The organism is Thermoanaerobacterium sp. R66 (assembly GCF_028895185.1).
Lineage (GTDB): Bacteria > Bacillota > Thermoanaerobacteria > Thermoanaerobacterales > Thermoanaerobacteraceae > Thermoanaerobacterium.
This window is the reverse complement of record NZ_JAEUWW010000001.1, coordinates 786931-804870: the sequence shown is the minus strand read 5'-3', so window position 1 is coordinate 804870 and position 17940 is coordinate 786931. Positions and strand designations below refer to the sequence as shown.

The window sequence follows — 17940 nt, the reverse complement described above, 5'->3', positions numbered from 1 at the left end:
TTAAGGAGGAAAGATCATGTTAAGGTCGATGTATTCAGCAGTCTCAGGACTTAAAGCGAACCAAGCCGAGATGGATGTAATAGGCAACAACATTGCTAATGTAAATACTGTAGGGTTTAAAGCCAGCAGAATGACATTTAAAGAGATATTTAACCAAACGATAAAAGGTGCTTCTGCGCCGCAAGACAATGGAGGAGGTACAAACCCTCAGCAAATCGGGCTAGGTGTCGCTATAGCATCTATTGATACGCTGTTTACAAATGGTGGTTCTCAGAGAACTGACAACCCGACAGATTTGTCTATAGATGGCAATGGCTTTTTTATAGTGAACAATGGTGGTGCAAATTTATATACGAGAGCTGGAAATTTCTCATTTGATTCAAATGGGGATCTTGTAACGCCTGATGGATATAAAGTAATGGGGTGGATATCCCAAGATGGGAAAACGGTAAATACAGATACTGGAAATTTGTCGCCCATAAGCATTAAAAACTGGTCAAGTACATCACCAGCTTCTACTAAAACGATCCAGTTAGGTGGCAATCTTGATGCAGGTACAAGTGTCGGAAGCTCAGTTAGCTATAATGTTACAATCTATGATTCACAAGGTGGAAGCCATGTTGCAACAATTCAGTTTACTAAGCAAGACAATGCTGGAAATTGGAATGCCACAATAACAAATTTTGATGGCACTAACTTGTCCACACCTGTCACAATAGGGACAATTACATTCGATTCAAGTGGTGTAATACAGCAGCCGGCTCCACCAGCTTCTCCTGTAGGGATATTTACAGTAGGCGTATCATCACTTCCAATAACAAATACAAATGCTACATTGGGAGATGGAACAAATATTACTGTAGATCTTTCTAAGCTTACTATGTATTCTAATCCGACAGATATAAGAGAATTAAGCAAAGATGGCAATTCTGCAGGTTCGATTGAAAGCATAAATATCGATCAATATGGTGTTGTAAGTGGTATATATTCAAATGGCAGAACCCAAGTGATCGGGCAAATAGCGTTGGCTGATTTCCAAAACACGCAGGGATTGGAGAAAGTAGGAAATACAATGTTTATAAATACAGTTAACTCCGGTGATCCAATGATAGGTGCTGCAAATACAGGGACAAGAGGTACCATAAATCCAGGAACACTTGAAATGTCAAACGTGGATCTTGCAAATGAATTTGCTAACATGATTACGACTCAAAGAGGTTTTGAAGCAAATGCAAAGGTAATAACTACATCTGATGAAATATTGCAAGATTTGGTAAACTTAAAAAGGTAGTTTGATTTATTTTTAATGTGTTAAGAGGGATTGATAAGTGATAAGCGTTACAAAGCTAAATGGAGATGAATTCGTCATCAATGCCGATATGATAGAATTTATTGAGGAGACACCGGACACCGTTATAAGTTTGATTAGCGGGAAAAAAGTTGTCGTGAAAGAAAAAAAAGATGATATTATAAGAAAAGTCATAGAGTATAAACGCAAAATCATGTCTAGTTAAATTTTTGCATTTAGGAAAGGCTTAAGATCATTTTTTAAATATAGCAGAGGTGTTGTCATGAAAAATAACATCATAATAATAATTTTATTAGTAGTTATCATAGCTTTTGGAAGTGCATTTTTCTTTTTTAATTACAACTCAAAACCAGCTAAAATTGTTTATTATAACTATTCTCCTGGCAGCGAGTTTATTACAAACTTAAAGGGAGACGATAAATTTATCAAGGCTGGTATTGAATTAGAGGTTACCGATAAAAATGTATTAAAAGAATTAAGCGATCAAAATCCGAAAATAAGGGATGCAATAATTCAAATTTTGAGAAATGAAACTGCTCAAGATTTAGAAGGTTCTGAAGGACAAGCTAAGCTGCAGAATCAAATAAAGAGTCAAATCAATAAAATATTAGGAGCCGACAAGATAACGAACGTTTATTTTGATGATTTCATAGTTCAATAAGGGAGGAGAGTTCTATGGCTGACATACTGTCACAAAGCGAAATCGATGAATTATTAAAAGCAATGAATTCAGGAGAATTTGATGTAAAAGAGATAGAAGAAAGTCAGCAAGAAGCAAAAGTTAAACCTTATGACTTTCGTAGACCTAATAAATTTTCAAAGGAACAATTAAGAACTCTCCAAATGATATTTGAAAATATGTCGAGAAGTTTTACGACGTTTTTATCTGGTTATTTAAGGACATTAGTTCAAGTATCAATAGTGTCTGTGGAACAGATAACATATTATGAGTTTAGCAATTCATTGACAAATCCAGTATTCATAGCCGTTATTGATGCAAAGCCGCTGGAAGGACCAATAATACTTGAGTACAACAATAATACAACATTTACAATAATAGATAAAATATTAGGTGGTATTGGTGCATCTGAAACTGTGCAAAGAGATTATACTGAAATTGAGATGGGACTTTTAACGAGAATAACAACGCAATTGTTGCCACTGATAAAAGATGCGTGGAGCAATGTTACAGAGCTCAACCCAGAGATAACGAGAATAGAAACCAATTCTCAATTTACGCAAGTAATTTCCCCCAACGAAACTGTAGCATTGTGTACAATGTCTTTAAAAATAAATGATAATGAAGGGCTGATAAATTTTTGCCTGCCACATATAACGATTGTTCCTATACTGCCGTTGCTTACTACAAAGACATGGTTCTCTAATGCAGAAAAGCAGACGTGTGATATAGGAATAATTAAAGATAAAATATCTAATACATATGTTCCTTTAAAAGTTGTCATAGGTACATCAAAGATAACGGTTAGAGATTTGTTAAGCTTTGATAAAGGCGATGTAATTGAGATAAATAAACGGTATAAAGATCCTATTGAAGTAAAGATAAACGATGAAACGAAGTTTTTAGGTGTTCCAGGGATTAGAAACAAGAAATACTGCGTTCAAATAACTGAGATTTGCAGCGAAGGAGATGATGCGGATGAGTGATATTTTATCACAAGATGAAATTAATGCATTATTAAGTGGTATGGCTGGTGTAGAAAATAGCAAAAATGATGTAATTCTAACTGAAGAAGAACAAGATGTTTTAGGTGAGATAGGAAATATTAGCTTTGGAACGTCTGCAACAACTTTGTTTACGCTTCTCAGAAACAAAGTAACCATAACAACGCCTAAAGTCAGCATTGTTAACTGGGAGAGCTTAAAGAAAGAGTTCAATATACCATACGTTGCTGTTGAAGTGGAGTATACAGAAGGCATTAAAGGCAACAATCTTTTAATTTTAAAGGAGCAAGATGTACTTCGCATCACTGATTTAATGATGGGTGGTGATGGGAATGTCACTGAAGGCGAGATAACAGAACTTCATTTGAGTGCTATTGGAGAAGCAATGAATCAGATGATTGGTTCTGCATCGACTTCGCTGTCTACACTCATTGGCGAAAGCATAAATATTTCGCCGCCAAAAGCTTTTATCGTGGATTTTAACAAAGGATTGCCAGGAGACATCTCATTTCCTGAAGAAGATATAGTCAAGGTTGCGTTTAAGATGGTGGTTGGAGATATAATTGACAGTGAAATCATGCAATTGATTCCTATTTCATTTGCTAAAAAGCTTGTCGAGCAGGTGATGTCAAAAAATGTAGAAAATTCTCCAAAAGGTTCTTTTCAAGATGTTAATGATGATGATATAATAAATACTGGTACTGAAGGAATAAAGAATGATTTCAATGAAGAAATTAGACATGAAGAGCAAATAAGCCAGCCAAAAAGTAGAAAGGTCGATGTGAAGCCAGTCGTCTTTAAAGAGCTTGACGCTGATGAACAGACAGTTTCAGAAAAAGAAAATATAAACCTTATTATGGATATTCCACTAACTGTTACTGTTGAGTTGGGACGTACGAGAAAATTAATAAAAGATATACTAGAACTTAATGAAGGCTCTATAATTGAGCTTGACAAATTAGCTGGCGAACCTGTAGATATATTAGTTAATGGGAAATTTATTGCGAAAGGTGAAGTAGTAGTAATAGATGAGAACTTCGGCGTCAGAATACTTGATATAGTAAAACAAAGCAAAAGAATAAATTCATTATAATACGAGGAGGATTTGGTCATGAGCAAAATAATGATTGTAGATGATGCAGCTTTTATGAGGATGATGATAAAAGATATAATAACTAAAAACAATCTTGGCACTGTAATTGAAGCAGAAGATGGATCTGTAGCCGTAGAAAAGTACAGTCAAGAGAAACCTGATTTAGTGCTTATGGATATTACAATGCCAGAAATGGATGGCATCCAAGCTGTAAGGCAAATAGTTAAAAAGGATCCGAATGCAAAAGTAGTCATGTGTTCAGCTATGGGACAGCAAGCAATGGTTATAGAAGCAATACAGGCAGGTGCAAAAGATTTTATAGTAAAGCCGTTTCAACCAGATAGAGTCATAGAAGCCGTCAAGAAAATGTTGAAATGAGGAATTTGGATGTCCAGCGATAACCTGTTTATTGAAGCCGTAGTATTTCTTTTGATATTTATTTTAGTCGTGTTTTTAGCTTATTATGTAACGTTGTTTTTAAATAAAAAAGCGTTTAATATGTACAAAGGAGAAAATTTTGACATTGTCGATCATCTGGCTTTAGGCAAGGATAAAAACTTATATATAATTAAAGTATGCAATGAATACATGCTTTTTAGTGCTACAAGCAATTCTATTGTTTACATAAAAACTTTGAATGAAAAAGACTTAAAAATAAAAGATAAAAGTTTTAACTTTGGGCAAAGTTTAAATATTTCATTAAACAATTTAAGGAGATTGTCAATTAAAAATCTAGGTGGTAATGAACATGATAAAAATAAAAAAATTTAGTTGGTTGGTGCTTGTATTGCCAATTTTATTGACACAAAATGCATATGCAGCTCCAAATAACGCTTCATCTTTAATAACGATCAATGCTCCATCGACTTCTAATGAAGTTGCATCAAGCATCCAAATAGTTATTCTTTTGACTGTATTGACATTAGCGCCATCAATACTTATAATGATGACTTCTTTTACAAGGATAATTGTGGTTTTATCATTTTTAAGAAACGCCTTAGGTCTGCAGCAAATGCCTCCAAATCAAGTTTTGATTGGTCTGGCTTTGTTTTTGACGTTTTTTATAATGGCACCAGTTGGTGCACAAATAAATAAAGATTCTATTCAGCCATATATGCAAGGAAAAATAACACCACAAGAAGCTTATGTTAAAGCAAGAGATCCGTTGAAAAGCTTTATGCTTAAGCAGACCAGGAAAAATGACTTAAATTTGTTTATCAGTTTGTCAAAGTTGAAAGTAAAAAGTGTAAATGATGTTCCTTTGCGAGTAGTCATACCATCATTCATAATAAGCGAATTAAAAACAGCATTTGAAATTGGATTTATCATATACATACCATTCTTAATCATAGACATGGTTGTTGCCAGTGTATTGATGTCGATGGGGATGTTCATGTTGCCACCTGTACTTATATCCTTGCCATTTAAACTTTTGCTTTTCATACTGGTGGATGGATGGAATATTTTGGCCAAGTCTTTAGTAATTGGTTTTAGATAAGGGGGTTAATAGATGGATCCGGGATTAGTACTTGATATAGGCAGAGAGGCATTAATGGTGACCATGATGGTTTCTGCGCCACTTCTAATTATATCATTGCTTGTAGGATTAATAATAAGTATTTTTCAGGCCACAACTCAAATTCAAGAACAGACGTTGACATTTGTGCCGAAAATTTTAGCAATATTTGCATCTATTATATTGTTTGGTCCATGGATGCTTACGGTACTTATTAATTACACTCAAAAATTAATATTAAATATTAATAGTTTCATCAGGTAGATAATATGGAGTTAAGTTATTATATTTTAAACAATGTACAGTACTTTTTAATAGTATTTGTTAGAATGCTGGGAATCTTTATATTGACACCGCTTTTTGGGACAAAAACATTGCCTTCCACGTTTAAGATAGGGCTTGCTTTTTTTACATCAATAATGATTTTTGAATTAGTAAATGTGAAAATTGATGCAAATAATTTATATCAATACGTTGAAATTGTTTTTAATGAGTTTCTGATTGGCTTATTGATTGGTTTGTCTTCTATGATTTCATTTAGCGCTATATATTTAGCTGGACAAATAATAGATTACCAATTGGGCTTTAGCATTGTCAATGTTTTGGCGGCTGGTGAAGAAACGCAGGTGCCCTTAATTGGAAATTTTGTATATATACTTACATTACTATTGTTTTTACTTATAGACGGTCATCATAAGCTTTTTCAGTTGCTTTTTCAAAGTTATAGTATGATACCTGTAGGCACACCATTTTTACATTTAGAAAGCATTAATACAGTCATTACAAAGATTGTATCGGATATGTTTGTCTTAGGATTTAGAATAAGCGCACCCATTGTTGTGTCAACTTTGCTTACAGATATAACTTTAAGCATAATATCAAGGACAATACCGCAATTAAATGTATTTATGATAGGTATGCCTATAAAAATATTCGTTGGTATTTTTACGTTGTTTATTATGCTGCCGATGTATTTAGCGATTATTGACGTCTTGTTTAATGGAATGTACTCAGATATATTTGCACTTTTTAAATCAATTGTCAAAGGATGACAGGAATTGAAGCTACAAATTTTTGCAGGTGAAAAAACAGAACCGGCAACACCCAAAAGAAGGCAAGACGCAAGGAAAAAAGGACAAGTATTTCAAAGTAGAGAAGTTACTTCGGCACTTGTGACAATAGCAGGTTTTCTTGTCATATATTTTACAGTGCAAAAAAGCATTGCTGAAATCATGAATTTAATCAAATTCCTTTTTTTAAATTATGGTGGTGCCAGTGATAATGTATTTACGATTAATGGAATATACAAGCTGTTTGAGATGGTGTTTTCTGTTTTTATAAAGCTGATTTTGCCAACCATTGCAACGGTATTTATAATAGCCATTATATCAACTTATGCGCAAGTTGGATTTGTGTTTACTTTAGAGACTTTGAATTTTAAATTAGAAAGATTAAATCCTCTTGATGGTTTAAAAAGGATGTTTTCTAAAAGGAGTTTATTAGAACTTGTAAAATCAATTATTAAAATTAGCATATTGGCATACGTAATGTATTCATTTTTGATAGGTCAGTATAAGGGCATACCACAGCTTTTAGATATGTCTGTGCAAGATCTTATTAAATACAATATGAACATATTTGCCGGCATATTGTTGAGGATCTCCTTAGTATTGGTAGTTTTAGGGGCAATAGATTACGTATATCAGTGGAGAGAATATGAATCAAACCTTAGAATGAGTAAAGAAGACATCAAAGAGGAATTTAAGGAAACTGAAGGGAACCCTCAGATAAAATCAGAAATTAGAAAGAAACAAAGGCAAATTTCCATGAGGAGGATGATGCAAAACATAAAAAAAGCCGATGTCGTCATAACAAACCCTACTCACATTGCAGTAGCTTTAATGTATGATAGCGAAATTAATGATGCACCTGTTGTCGTAGCAAAAGGACAAGATTATATAGCTCAGAAAATAAAAGATGAAGCAATTAAGTATTCGATTGCGATTGTTGAGAATAAACCATTGGCTCAATCTTTGTATAAAACAACGGAAATCGGTGATAGCATACCACCTGAATTGTATAAAGCAGTTGCAGAAGTTTTGGCTTATGTATATAGTTTGAGGGGAGAATAGGAGGGATATATTGAAATTTTCAGATTTAATTGCAGCAATATTTGTCGTAGGAATTGTTTTAATAATAATCATTCCTGTTCCATCTATATTATTGGATTTTTTGCTTATTTTAAATATATCACTGTCAATTATAATACTGCTTACGACAATGTATGTTAAGGATGCTATGGATTTTTCTGTTTTTCCATCAATATTGCTTATAACGACTTTGATGAGATTATCCCTTAATATTTCTTCTACCCGTTTGATTTTGACGTCTGGATTTGCAGGCAATGTGATTCATGCATTTGGAAGCTTTGTCATAGGCAACAATCCCATAGTAGGATTTATAGTGTTTATTATAATTGCAATTGTACAATTCATTGTCATAACAAAGGGCGCTGAAAGAGTGTCCGAAGTTTCCGCAAGATTCACTCTTGACGCAATGCCAGGCAAACAAATGTCAATTGATGCAGATTTGAATGCTGGAATAATAAACGACAAAGAAGCAAAAGAAAGAAGGAAGAAAATTCAGGAAGAAGCAAAGTTTTTTGGCTCAATGGATGGTGCAAGTAAATTTGTAAAGGGAGATGCTATCGTTGGAATCATAATCATGATAATAAATATAATTGCTGGATTAATCATTGGGATGACTATTAAAGGCATGGATATAAATCAAGCCATAAATACTTATACGATTTTGACTGTTGGTGATGGATTGGTAAGTCAGATTCCAGCTCTTTTAATATCAACAGCCACTGGCATCATAGTCACAAGGACTGCATCAGAGTCTAATATGGGAAACGATGTTATAATGCAGCTTATAAAAGAGCCGAGGGTTTTACAAATGACTGGTATCTTACTCATGCTGATGGCATTCGTTCCTATGCTCCCTGCCATTCCATTGCTTATAATAGGTTCGCTATTTACATATTTGGGATTTTCAAATAGAAAGAAAAATTTAGCAAATGATGAAGTTAAAAAAGACGACTTGAAAGAATTGGAAGAAATTAGAGATCCTAAAAGAGCTTATGACTTATTGCAAGTGGACCCAATTGAACTGGAATTTGGATATGAGTTGATTCCAATTGCCAGCAGTGAATTATTAGACAGAATTGTGATGATTAGAAGGCAAATTGCTTTGGATTTAGGCTTAGTGGTGCCTATGGTAAGGTTGAGAGATAATATTCAGCTTAAACCAAACGAGTACATAATCAAAATAAGAGGCAACGAAGTAGGGAAAGGCGATGTGTATGTAAATAAATATTTGTGTATGCAAGTCGGCGAAATAAACAGCGATATAAAGGGTATAAGCACGAGAGAACCGGCTTTTGGATTGCCTGCATTATGGATTGACGATAGTGAAAAACAAAAAGCTGAAATGTTGGGATGTACAGTAGTCGATGTTCCATCTGTCATTTCTACACATCTTACAAATATCATAAAGAGGCATTCAGATGAACTTTTAGGAAGGCAGGAGGTTAAAGAGCTTTTAGATAATATAAAGCTGTCAAATCCAGCTTTGGTTGAAGAAATTGTGCCGAAATTATTAAGCATAGGTGATATTGAGAAGGTTTTGTGTAACTTGCTAAGAGAGGAAATTTCGATTAGAGATATGGTAACTATTTTGGAAACTTTAGCTGATTATGCGCCAACCACGAAAGATACAGATGTTTTAACAGAGTATGTAAGACAATCATTAAAAAGAGCTATAACAAACAAGTATGCAAAAGACGGTAAACTCCAAGTGATAACATTAGATCCGGAAGTTGAAAGGTCAATACAAAACGCTATAAATCAGACCGAGCATGGATCGTATTTAGCGCTTCCGCCTGATTCAATGCAAAAAATATTGAAGGCTGTACACAACATCATAAAAAAGATTACGATTAAGGGCGAACAGCCAATTATACTTACAGCACCAATTATACGATTTTATTTGCGTAAATTAATCGAGCAAATTTCGAAAGATATAGTCGTTTTATCGTACAATGAACTTTTGCCTAATGTAGAGGTATTTTCTGTAGGGACGGTGAAACTAAGTGAAAGTTAAGCGATATATTGCAGATAATTATCAAGATGCTTTAAAACTGATTAAAGCTGAAATGGGCAGCGATGCGGTAATATTGCAACAGAGCAGTTACAGAGAAAGAGGATTGAGAGGTTTATTTAAAAAGAAGAAAGTTGAAGTTGTAGCTGCAGTAGAAGAAAATAAAATCGATGAAAGAGATCTGTTTATTAAAGATTTGTATGAAATCAAGTCGCTTTTAAGAGAATTTAAACATAATGAAATAAAGGATGAAAGTAGAAAAGATCTAGTCTATGAACTTGTTTCAAGAGGCGTTGATGATAAATTGTCGAAAATTCTGACTGATGGCATAAATGAGATTTCGGATGATAATTTAGAGACATTGCAAAAAAGAATTGTAAATTTTATTGGGCCTCCAAAGAAAATAACCGGCTTGAACGAGAAAAAACGTGCTGTTTTTATTGGACCTACAGGTGTCGGTAAAACGACGACGATTGCAAAAATTGCTTCTAATTTAATTTTAAGGGAAAAGAAAAAAGTACTGCTAATAACTGCGGATATATTTAGAATTGCTGGTGCAGAACAATTAAAGATTTACGGTGAGATTTTAGGTGTGCCTGTAATGGTAGTTAACAATATTTTTGATTTAAATCGATTGGAAGGTGAAATAAGCAAATACGATGTGGTTTTGATTGATACTGCTGGAAGAAGCCATACTGATTCTAAGAAAATGCAGGAATTAAAAACCTTTTTGCAATATGGTACCTATGACGAAGTTTATCTTTGCCTAAGCGCAGCTACAAAAAACAGTGATATTAAAAAAATTATAAAATCGTACGACTTTATAAATGAGTACAATCTTCTTTTTACTAAGTTAGATGAAACAGATAATTATAGTGTTATTTTAAATTCAATATACTACTCAAAAAAATCTGTATCATACGTGACAAATGGTCAGATGGTACCTGATGATATTAGTTTAGCTGATAGCAAAATGATTGCACAAAATATTTTAAAGGGGAATTAACATGGATCAGGCGGAGAGGCTTAGGTATCTATTTCAACAAAACAATGGAAAAAGATGTAGAGTCATAACCGTTACAGGTGGAAAAGGGGGAACTGGTAAAACATGCATTTCAGTTAATCTATCTATAGCGCTAAAAAAGATTGGGTATAAAGTTTTAATAGTTGATGCTGATATAGGGTTTTCCAATGCAGAGATAGAGTTAGGAGTCGTATCTAATTACACATTGTACGATGTGCTGTATGGAAATAAAAAGATTATTGACGTTATAAACGATGGACCTGTCGGGGTAAAATTCATTTCAACAGGAGGAAATTTTGATCTTGTAAATGACGATATAGATTTAAATGTATTTTTTAACAATATTAAAATATTAGATAATTATTTTGATTATATTATTGTTGATACTGGAGCTGGAGTTAACAAGACTGTAAAGAGTTTTATAGATATGTCAGATGATGTGATAATCGTAACCACACCAGAGCCAACTGCCATAATGGATGCTTACATACTTATTAAGACAATTAACGACTTAAGCGATAAAAATTTGTATTTAATAGTTAATAAAGTCGCTAACCAGAACGAATATGTTTCTGTTTATGAAAGGCTTAACAATGCACTTATTAACTTTTTGGGTGCTTCAATAATTGATCTTGGCTTTATACATGAAGATGCTAAAATAAGCGAATGTATAAAAATGCAAATTCCTGTTGTACTAAAATATCAGCATAGTAAGCCTTCAAAAGATATCGCGAGAATTGCCGAAGTCCTTACAAATTATAAGACGGATAAAAAGAAAGAAGGTCTTCTTGGAATATTTAAAAAAATGTTTTTGAATGGTGGAGGCATTAATAATGGTTAACATAAAGCCTGGGCAAAAGATCGAAATAAGTATTGGCAAAAGTAACAACAAATATGTGTCAAAAGTTGACGATGTATCTGCGGATGGTACACTGCTTGTGGAAACACCGATACATAATGGACACTTTGTTCCAATAAGAATTGGCGCAAAAGTTAATGTGATTTTTTTTAACAAGGATGGATTATTTACTTTTGATGGGATAGTAATAAATAGATTTTTCGGCAATTTGTCGTTTATACAATTAAAAAGGGTAACTGATATAGAGAAACTGCAAAGAAGACAATTTTTTAGATTAGAAAAAATAATGGAATTTAAGTATAAGCTGCATGAAGATGATGAGTCTTTCGAAAAAGGTGTAATAAAAGATATAAGTGGCGGTGGATTTAGGGCAAAGGTTAAGAAAAAAGTAGACGTAGGGGCAGATATAATTTGTTATGTTAAGTTAAGCGATGAAACTGATGAATTGGTCCAAAAATGTAAAGTGGTAAGGTGTAACTATTTTGATGATGGATATGAAATAGCCGCTCAATATGTCGATATACAAGATAGAATAAGAGAGAAGATAATATCATTTATTTTTAAAGAGCAAAGACGATTAAAAAGACAGCAGATAAACTTTTGATTGTAAAAAGGAGGAAAATAGAATGGATACAAATCAATACTTAGAGATATTTTTGGAGGAATCTGAAGAACACATTGAGAGCTTAAATGAAAATCTTCTTCAGCTTGAAAAAAATCCTGAAGATTCACATATTGTAGATGAAATATTTAGATCTGCCCATACTCTAAAAGGAATGGCTGCCACAATGGGCTTTGAAAACATGACAAAATTGACTCATAAGATGGAAGATGTTTTTCAAGAAATTAGAAATAATTCTTTGAAAGTTTCCAGTAATTTAATGGATGTATTGTTTAAATGTATGGATGCTTTAAGTTCTATGATTGGGAAAATATCTGAAAGTGGTAATGATGCATATGACATTGAAAATTTGATTAAATTGTTGGAGAATGGCAATTCAAATGAGGAAATTGCTGTAACCAATAAAAGTGAAGAATCCAAAGCTTATGCCAGCAATGAAGTGAATTTGTACGAGAAAGATATAATTGAAAAAGCAGCGTCTCAGGGCTATAAAACGTATAGTATTGAAGTAGTTATTGATAAAAATTGCGTGATGAAGTCTGCAAGAGCTTTTATAGTATTTAATACATTGGACAATTTGGGCGATGTTATAGATTCTAAGCCTTCAGTAGAAGATATAGAAGATGAAAAATTTGACGATAGATTTACCGTTCATTTGATTAGCAAACACGATAAAGACTTTGTAAAGTCAAAATTAACCGCAATATCAGAGATAAAGGAAATAAATATCGAAGAAATATTGTATTCTAAAGAAATAAAAGATAATAAGAACTTCGAAAAGACGGCCAATACAAATAACGACGATCAAATAAAGCATAATAAGACAAATAAAAGCGTTAGAGTAGATATTGAAAGATTAGACAATTTGATGAATTTAGTAAGCGAATTGATAATAATAAAAACGCGGTTAGAAGGATTGGAATCAAACGAAAAAAATCCTGACACTATTGCAACGATTGAGTATCTCGAGAGAATAACTACAAATCTTCATGATGCTGTGATGAAGGTAAGAATGGTGCCAGTGGAAAGAGTTTTCAACCGTTTTCCAAGAATGGTAAGGGATTTATCTCGAGAGCTGAATAAAAAAATCACATTAAACATGTTTGGACAGGATACTGAAGTTGATAGGACTGTAATAGACGAAATAGGTGATCCATTAGTACATTTAATAAGAAATTCTATAGATCATGGTATAGAAACACCAGAATTGAGAATAAAGAAAGGTAAGGTGGAGACTGGAACTATAAATCTGAAGGCATACCATGAAGGAAATAATGTAATAATTGAAGTAAGTGACGATGGTTCTGGTATTAATTTTGAAAAGGTGAAAAAGAAAGCTTATGAAAAAGGTATGCTTTCTGATGAGGAAGCTAATGAGTTGTCAAACGAAAAATTAGTAAAATTGTTATTTGAACCTGGATTCAGCACTTCTGACAAGATATCTGATATATCAGGTAGAGGAGTAGGACTTGATGTAGTTAAAAATAAGATAGAATCTTTGAACGGTTCCATAGAAGTCAAAACGGAAAAAGATAAGGGGACAAAATTTATAATAAAATTGCCATTGACTTTGGCTATAATTCAGGCATTGTTAGTGATGGTTGGAAACGAAAAGTACGCTTTTCCACTTAATTCAATATCGGAAATTGTAAACAAAAATAAAAGCGAAGTACATTTGGTACAGGGCAAGGAAGTCGTCATGTATAGAGGCAAAGTAATTCCACTTATAAGGCTGCATAATGTTTTAGATGTTGAGTCTAATGAAGACAATGATGAGTTTATATGTGTGATTATAAAAAAAGGCGACAATTTGGCTGCATGTAGTGTTGATGAACTTATAGGGCAGCAGGAAATAGTAATAAAACCATTAGGTAAATATTTAAGCAATGTAAAAGTAATTGCTGGCGCGACAATATTGGGGGACGGGCAAGTGGCTTTAATCATAGATTCTAATAATTTATTTTAAGAGAAGAAGGAGGCGTTACATATGAGCATGTTTGTCGTGACTAAATTAGGCGGTGAAGAATACGGAATAGAAATTGATAAAGTACAATCCATTGAAAAAATTACTAAGATAACAAGAGTTCCAAAAGCGCCTTCATTTGTAAAAGGTGTTATAAATTTGAGGGGTGAGATAATTCCTGTCATTTCAATTAGAATGTTGTTAAAATTAGAAGAAGTTGATTTTAACGATGATACAAGGATCGTCATAATAAAAAATAACGACATTGTAATTGGAGTTATTGTAGATAATGCTAATGAAGTTGTAGAAATAAATGATGAAAACATAGACTCAATAGATGTTAACAGCAATTTATACAAAAAGGAAAGTTTTATTGGGCGAATAGGAAAGGTAGGAAGCAGGCTATTGATGCTTTTTGATATAGACAAATTGACTACTCAGCAGGAAGTGAAGATATGAATATAAATAAGATAAATGAGACATACATCGATGTGCTTAAAGAGCTTGGGAATATAGGCTCAGGAAACGCTATAACAGCTTTAGCATCTTTGATAGGAAAGAAAATAGATATGAAAATCCCTACCGTACGGCTGATGGAATTAAACGAAGTACAGGATATATTCGGACTTGCCGACACTATTATTGTGGGAATATATTTTGATCTTGAAGGAAGTGTGAATGGCAATATTTTATTTTCTTTAGATGTTGAAAGTGCTTCTTATTTGATTCAATATTTGATGGGAGTCAATGTTGGCGATGAATTTACAGAAATCGAAAAATCAGCATTAGAAGAAATAGGCAATATTATGGCAGGAAGTTATGTGTCTTCACTGTCTACATTGACAAATTTGGACATGAAAATATCACCTCCCGCAATCAGCATTGATATGGCAGGTGCTATATTAAGCGTTCCTGCAATTAAATTTAGCGAATTGTCAGATAAAATTTTGTTTATTGAGACGGAGTTTTTTGAAGGCAATAGATTAATAAAAGGCGATTTCTTTCTTATACCTGATATAGAATCATTTGATAAAATACTTAGCGCACTTGGAGTTGAATTAGATGGATAATTTTACATTTAGAGTAGGAATGGCCGATGCAAGAGTTGCAAAGTGTCCAAGCAAATTGGTTACAGTCGGTCTTGGGTCATGTGTGGGTATCGTCCTATATGACAAAGTAAGTAAAATATCTGGACTTGTCCACATTATGTTGCCATATAGCAATCAAAGTAAAAACAACTCAAATAAACTTAAATTTGCTGATACAGGTATCACAGCATTGATAGATATGATGTTAGAGTTAGGTGCTGACAGAAAGTACATAATAAGTAAAATAGCAGGTGGCGCTCAAATGTTTGCAACAAAGGCAAACTTGGATATTATGAATATAGGTGCCCGCAATGTAATTGCTACTAAAGAAGTTTTATCGTCTTTAAACATACCATTGGTTTCAGAGGATACAGGTGGTAATTATGGTCGTACAATTGAATTTGACTGCGAAAGTGGTAAGCTATTAATTAAAACAATTGGGCATGGTGTAAAATTTATTTAGGGTAGGAAAGGAATGTTTAAAAATGTCTCTACTCGAACAAGACTTATGGGATAAATATGAGAAACAAAAAGACGGAAGTTCCAAGGAAGACATAATCATCAAGTATATGCCACTTGTTAAGCATATAGTCAAGAGAATTTGCTTGTCAGAATTAAGCAAAGAAGATACTGATGATCTTATAAGCCAAGGAATGATTGGGTTAATCGATGCAGTTAATAAATATGATGTATCAAAAGGTGTAAAGTTTGAAACATATGCGTCGATAAGAATAAAGGGAGAGATAATTGATTATTTGAGAAAAAAAGACTGGATTCCGAGAAGTCTAAAAAAACGATATAAAAGCATCGAAAAAACAATTGAACAATTGGAACAGGAATATAAAAGAGAACCTACTATAGAAGAAATTATGGAGGCAACAAAGTTATCAAAAAATGACGTTTTAAAGACTTTAAGCTACATGAATGCAGGATACATAAGTTCTTTAGATGAAGTGATTGAGAATAATTTAAAAATCACTTCAATCACAGACAACGAAGTTACAAATCCTGAAAGCGAAGTAATGATGTTTGACTTGAAGCAGAATATTTCTAAGGCTATTGATACGCTACAAGAGAAAGAAAGATTGATTATTTCATTGTATTACTATGAGGATTTGAACTATAAGGAAATTAGTAAAATAATGGGACTGACGGAATCTAGAATATCACAAATTCATTCAAAGGCCATAAAAAAGTTAAAGGAAAAACTAAGTGACTTGCTGTAACTAATAAAAATTTGGGGGCATTTATATGTGTGATTTAAAATATTCTTGCAAATTGGAAATATCATCGGACAAAATGTCAGCATTTTTAATAGTTGAAAATATTTCAAACGATGGTATCACTTTAAATAAAGACAATATTTACGATTTATTAAGTTCACACAACGTAGTTTTTGGGATAATTGAAAATGTCATCGATAAAATTTGCAAGTCCCCCAATATTAACGAACGTTATTTGATTGCACAAGGTAAAAAGCCTATAAATGGGAAAGATGGGCGTGTTGAGTATTTAATCGATTTTGAAAGCAATGCTGAACCGAAAGTGCTTGAAGATGGAAGAGTGGATTATAAAGAGTTGCAAATATTTAAAAGTGTGAAAAAGGATGAAATCATAGCCCGAAAGGTAGATCCTGAAGACGGTATAGACGGTATGAACGTAAAAGGAGAAATAGTCAAAGCAAATAAAGGCAAAGAGGCCAAATTGCCATTAGGCAAAAATACATATATTAATGATGGATGTCTTTATTCCTCTATTGATGGACATATTTTTAAAAAAGATCAAAAAATCAATGTAAATCCTATAATTGAGTTAAAAGATGTCAATGCTTCCACAGGAAATGTCAGAACTTTTGCAAGCATTAAAATCTACAACAACATAAGTTCTGGATATAAGATAGAAAGCGATGGAGATGTGGAAATATATGGTGTTGTAGAAGGCTCTACCATATCGGCAAAGGGTAATATAATAATTCATAAAGGCATTCAAGGTAATGGTAAGGCAAAAATTATCTCAGGTGGGAAAGTTATATCGAAGTATTTGCAAAATTGTGAAGTAATAGCTGAAGATGATGTCGTAAGTGAGGCCATAATGTACAGCACAGTGAAGACAAATAGCTGCGTTAAATTAATTGGAAACAAAGGTGTAATCGTTGGAAGTGTAGTTATAGCAACGCGAGAAATAGAAGCAATAAACGTTGGTTCTAAAATGTTTGTACATACAGAGTTAATAGTCGGAGAACCACCTGAAAAGAGAAAGAGAAAAGAAGAAATATCTAAAAAAATATCTGAAAATGAGAAATCCATAGACGGATTAAATAAAATCGTTTCATATTTAACGAAATTAGGTGTACCCGAAAATAAAAGAGCCATTTATGAAAAAACTCTTAAATCTTTGTTGCAGTTGGAAGCTGAGAATAAATCCTTGTTAGATGAATATAGAGAATTAAATTCAAATAATGATGAATCATTTGGTATAATTAAAGTATATGATACGGTTTATCCGGGAACAAAAATAACCATAGATGATGTATCTAGAAACATAAAGGATCCTGTAAAATATGTTACTTTTGTGAGAAATGGTGCGGATATAGACATATTGCCAATAGGGTAAGGGGGAATA

General features: G+C 33.0%; 21 protein-coding genes. All 21 read left to right on the top strand.

Features of this window, described 5'->3' with window-relative positions:
- Positions 1 to 16 precede the first annotated feature (16 nt).
- The 21 genes from JJQ93_RS03940 to JJQ93_RS03840 are packed head-to-tail and all read left to right on the top strand — an operon-like array spanning position 17 to position 17931.
- Positions 17 to 1291 (top strand): flagellar hook protein FlgE, encoded by a 1275-nt coding sequence (locus JJQ93_RS03940; protein ID WP_085111979.1) that lies wholly within the window; start codon positions 17 to 19, stop codon positions 1289 to 1291.
- A gap of 37 nt (positions 1292 to 1328) precedes the next feature.
- A complete protein-coding gene (locus JJQ93_RS03935) occupies positions 1329 to 1514 on the top strand; it encodes a flagellar FlbD family protein (protein WP_274892815.1) in 186 nt (61 codons plus the stop codon).
- A gap of 57 nt (positions 1515 to 1571) precedes the next feature.
- Positions 1572 to 1970 (top strand): flagellar basal body-associated FliL family protein, encoded by a 399-nt coding sequence (locus JJQ93_RS03930; RefSeq protein ID WP_013788096.1) that lies wholly within the window; start codon positions 1572 to 1574, stop codon positions 1968 to 1970.
- Between the two features lie 14 nt (positions 1971 to 1984).
- Complete coding sequence (gene fliM, locus JJQ93_RS03925; RefSeq protein WP_274892814.1) at positions 1985 to 2974, top strand: flagellar motor switch protein FliM; 990 nt, start codon at positions 1985 to 1987, stop codon at positions 2972 to 2974.
- Positions 2967 to 4085, top strand: a complete 1119-nt coding sequence (fliY, locus tag JJQ93_RS03920) for a flagellar motor switch phosphatase FliY (RefSeq protein ID WP_274892813.1) — start codon at positions 2967 to 2969, stop codon at positions 4083 to 4085. The genes fliM and fliY overlap by 8 nt, the downstream gene beginning before the upstream one ends.
- An 18-nt stretch (positions 4086 to 4103) precedes the next feature.
- Positions 4104 to 4463, top strand: coding sequence for a response regulator (locus JJQ93_RS03915; RefSeq protein ID WP_085111975.1), 360 nt, complete (start codon positions 4104 to 4106; stop codon positions 4461 to 4463).
- Between the two features lie 9 nt (positions 4464 to 4472).
- On the top strand, positions 4473 to 4856 hold the full coding sequence (locus tag JJQ93_RS03910; RefSeq protein WP_274892812.1) for a flagellar biosynthetic protein FliO: 384 nt from the start codon (positions 4473 to 4475) through the stop codon (positions 4854 to 4856).
- Entirely contained in the window at positions 4834 to 5583 is a 750-nt protein-coding gene (fliP, locus tag JJQ93_RS03905; protein ID WP_274892811.1) for a flagellar type III secretion system pore protein FliP, read from the top strand. The genes JJQ93_RS03910 and fliP overlap by 23 nt, the downstream gene beginning before the upstream one ends.
- Before the next feature lie 12 nt (positions 5584 to 5595).
- Entirely contained in the window at positions 5596 to 5865 is a 270-nt protein-coding gene (fliQ, locus tag JJQ93_RS03900; protein WP_013788090.1) for a flagellar biosynthesis protein FliQ, read from the top strand.
- Positions 5866 to 5870: 5 nt separating this feature from the next.
- Positions 5871 to 6653, top strand: a complete 783-nt coding sequence (fliR, locus tag JJQ93_RS03895; protein ID WP_274892810.1) for a flagellar biosynthetic protein FliR — start codon at positions 5871 to 5873, stop codon at positions 6651 to 6653.
- Positions 6654 to 6659: 6 nt separating this feature from the next.
- Positions 6660 to 7733, top strand: a complete 1074-nt coding sequence (gene flhB / locus JJQ93_RS03890) for a flagellar biosynthesis protein FlhB (protein WP_274892809.1) — start codon at positions 6660 to 6662, stop codon at positions 7731 to 7733.
- Between the two features lie 10 nt (positions 7734 to 7743).
- Positions 7744 to 9765 (top strand): flagellar biosynthesis protein FlhA, encoded by a 2022-nt coding sequence (flhA, locus tag JJQ93_RS03885; RefSeq protein WP_085111972.1) that lies wholly within the window; start codon positions 7744 to 7746, stop codon positions 9763 to 9765.
- Entirely contained in the window at positions 9755 to 10768 is a 1014-nt protein-coding gene (locus JJQ93_RS03880) for a flagellar biosynthesis protein FlhF (protein ID WP_085111971.1), read from the top strand. Before flhA ends, JJQ93_RS03880 begins: the two co-directional genes overlap by 11 nt.
- Position 10769: 1 nt before the next feature.
- The gene (locus JJQ93_RS03875; protein WP_085111970.1) at positions 10770 to 11627 is read left to right on the top strand and encodes a MinD/ParA family ATP-binding protein; all 858 of its coding nucleotides are present in this window, start codon (positions 10770 to 10772) and stop codon (positions 11625 to 11627) included.
- Complete coding sequence (locus tag JJQ93_RS03870) at positions 11620 to 12249, top strand: flagellar brake protein (protein ID WP_085111969.1); 630 nt, start codon at positions 11620 to 11622, stop codon at positions 12247 to 12249. Before JJQ93_RS03875 ends, JJQ93_RS03870 begins: the two co-directional genes overlap by 8 nt.
- 22 nt (positions 12250 to 12271) lie before the next feature.
- Positions 12272 to 14233, top strand: a complete 1962-nt coding sequence (locus tag JJQ93_RS03865) for a chemotaxis protein CheA (RefSeq protein WP_085111968.1) — start codon at positions 12272 to 12274, stop codon at positions 14231 to 14233.
- 21 nt (positions 14234 to 14254) lie between these two features.
- On the top strand, positions 14255 to 14689 hold the full coding sequence (locus JJQ93_RS03860; RefSeq protein ID WP_085111967.1) for a chemotaxis protein CheW: 435 nt from the start codon (positions 14255 to 14257) through the stop codon (positions 14687 to 14689).
- The gene (locus JJQ93_RS03855; RefSeq protein ID WP_085111966.1) at positions 14686 to 15300 is read left to right on the top strand and encodes a chemotaxis protein CheC; all 615 of its coding nucleotides are present in this window, start codon (positions 14686 to 14688) and stop codon (positions 15298 to 15300) included. Before JJQ93_RS03860 ends, JJQ93_RS03855 begins: the two co-directional genes overlap by 4 nt.
- Positions 15293 to 15781 (top strand): chemotaxis protein CheD, encoded by a 489-nt coding sequence (locus JJQ93_RS03850; protein WP_014758670.1) that lies wholly within the window; start codon positions 15293 to 15295, stop codon positions 15779 to 15781. Before JJQ93_RS03855 ends, JJQ93_RS03850 begins: the two co-directional genes overlap by 8 nt.
- Before the next feature lie 22 nt (positions 15782 to 15803).
- Positions 15804 to 16544: a sigma-70 family RNA polymerase sigma factor gene (locus JJQ93_RS03845; RefSeq protein WP_085111965.1), complete on the top strand. Its 741-nt coding sequence runs from the start codon at positions 15804 to 15806 to the stop codon at positions 16542 to 16544.
- Between the two features lie 25 nt (positions 16545 to 16569).
- Positions 16570 to 17931 (top strand): flagellar assembly protein A, encoded by a 1362-nt coding sequence (locus tag JJQ93_RS03840; RefSeq protein ID WP_274892806.1) that lies wholly within the window; start codon positions 16570 to 16572, stop codon positions 17929 to 17931.
- Positions 17932 to 17940: the final 9 nt, after the last annotated feature.

Coding starts and splice junctions, on each gene's coding strand:
- JJQ93_RS03940 (WP_085111979.1), top strand. CDS start 17: ATGTTAAGGTCGATGTATTCAGCAGTCTCAGGACTTAAAGCGAACCAA.
- JJQ93_RS03930 (WP_013788096.1), top strand. CDS start 1,572: ATGAAAAATAACATCATAATAATAATTTTATTAGTAGTTATCATAGCT.
- fliM (WP_274892814.1), top strand. CDS start 1,985: ATGGCTGACATACTGTCACAAAGCGAAATCGATGAATTATTAAAAGCA.
- fliY (WP_274892813.1), top strand. CDS start 2,967: ATGAGTGATATTTTATCACAAGATGAAATTAATGCATTATTAAGTGGT.
- JJQ93_RS03915 (WP_085111975.1), top strand. CDS start 4,104: ATGAGCAAAATAATGATTGTAGATGATGCAGCTTTTATGAGGATGATG.
- JJQ93_RS03910 (WP_274892812.1), top strand. CDS start 4,473: ATGTCCAGCGATAACCTGTTTATTGAAGCCGTAGTATTTCTTTTGATA.
- fliP (WP_274892811.1), top strand. CDS start 4,834: ATGATAAAAATAAAAAAATTTAGTTGGTTGGTGCTTGTATTGCCAATT.
- fliQ (WP_013788090.1), top strand. CDS start 5,596: ATGGATCCGGGATTAGTACTTGATATAGGCAGAGAGGCATTAATGGTG.
- fliR (WP_274892810.1), top strand. CDS start 5,871: ATGGAGTTAAGTTATTATATTTTAAACAATGTACAGTACTTTTTAATA.
- JJQ93_RS03875 (WP_085111970.1), top strand. CDS start 10,770: ATGGATCAGGCGGAGAGGCTTAGGTATCTATTTCAACAAAACAATGGA.
- JJQ93_RS03870 (WP_085111969.1), top strand. CDS start 11,620: ATGGTTAACATAAAGCCTGGGCAAAAGATCGAAATAAGTATTGGCAAA.
- JJQ93_RS03865 (WP_085111968.1), top strand. CDS start 12,272: ATGGATACAAATCAATACTTAGAGATATTTTTGGAGGAATCTGAAGAA.
- JJQ93_RS03860 (WP_085111967.1), top strand. CDS start 14,255: ATGAGCATGTTTGTCGTGACTAAATTAGGCGGTGAAGAATACGGAATA.
- JJQ93_RS03855 (WP_085111966.1), top strand. CDS start 14,686: ATGAATATAAATAAGATAAATGAGACATACATCGATGTGCTTAAAGAG.
- JJQ93_RS03850 (WP_014758670.1), top strand. CDS start 15,293: ATGGATAATTTTACATTTAGAGTAGGAATGGCCGATGCAAGAGTTGCA.
- JJQ93_RS03845 (WP_085111965.1), top strand. CDS start 15,804: ATGTCTCTACTCGAACAAGACTTATGGGATAAATATGAGAAACAAAAA.
- JJQ93_RS03840 (WP_274892806.1), top strand. CDS start 16,570: ATGTGTGATTTAAAATATTCTTGCAAATTGGAAATATCATCGGACAAA.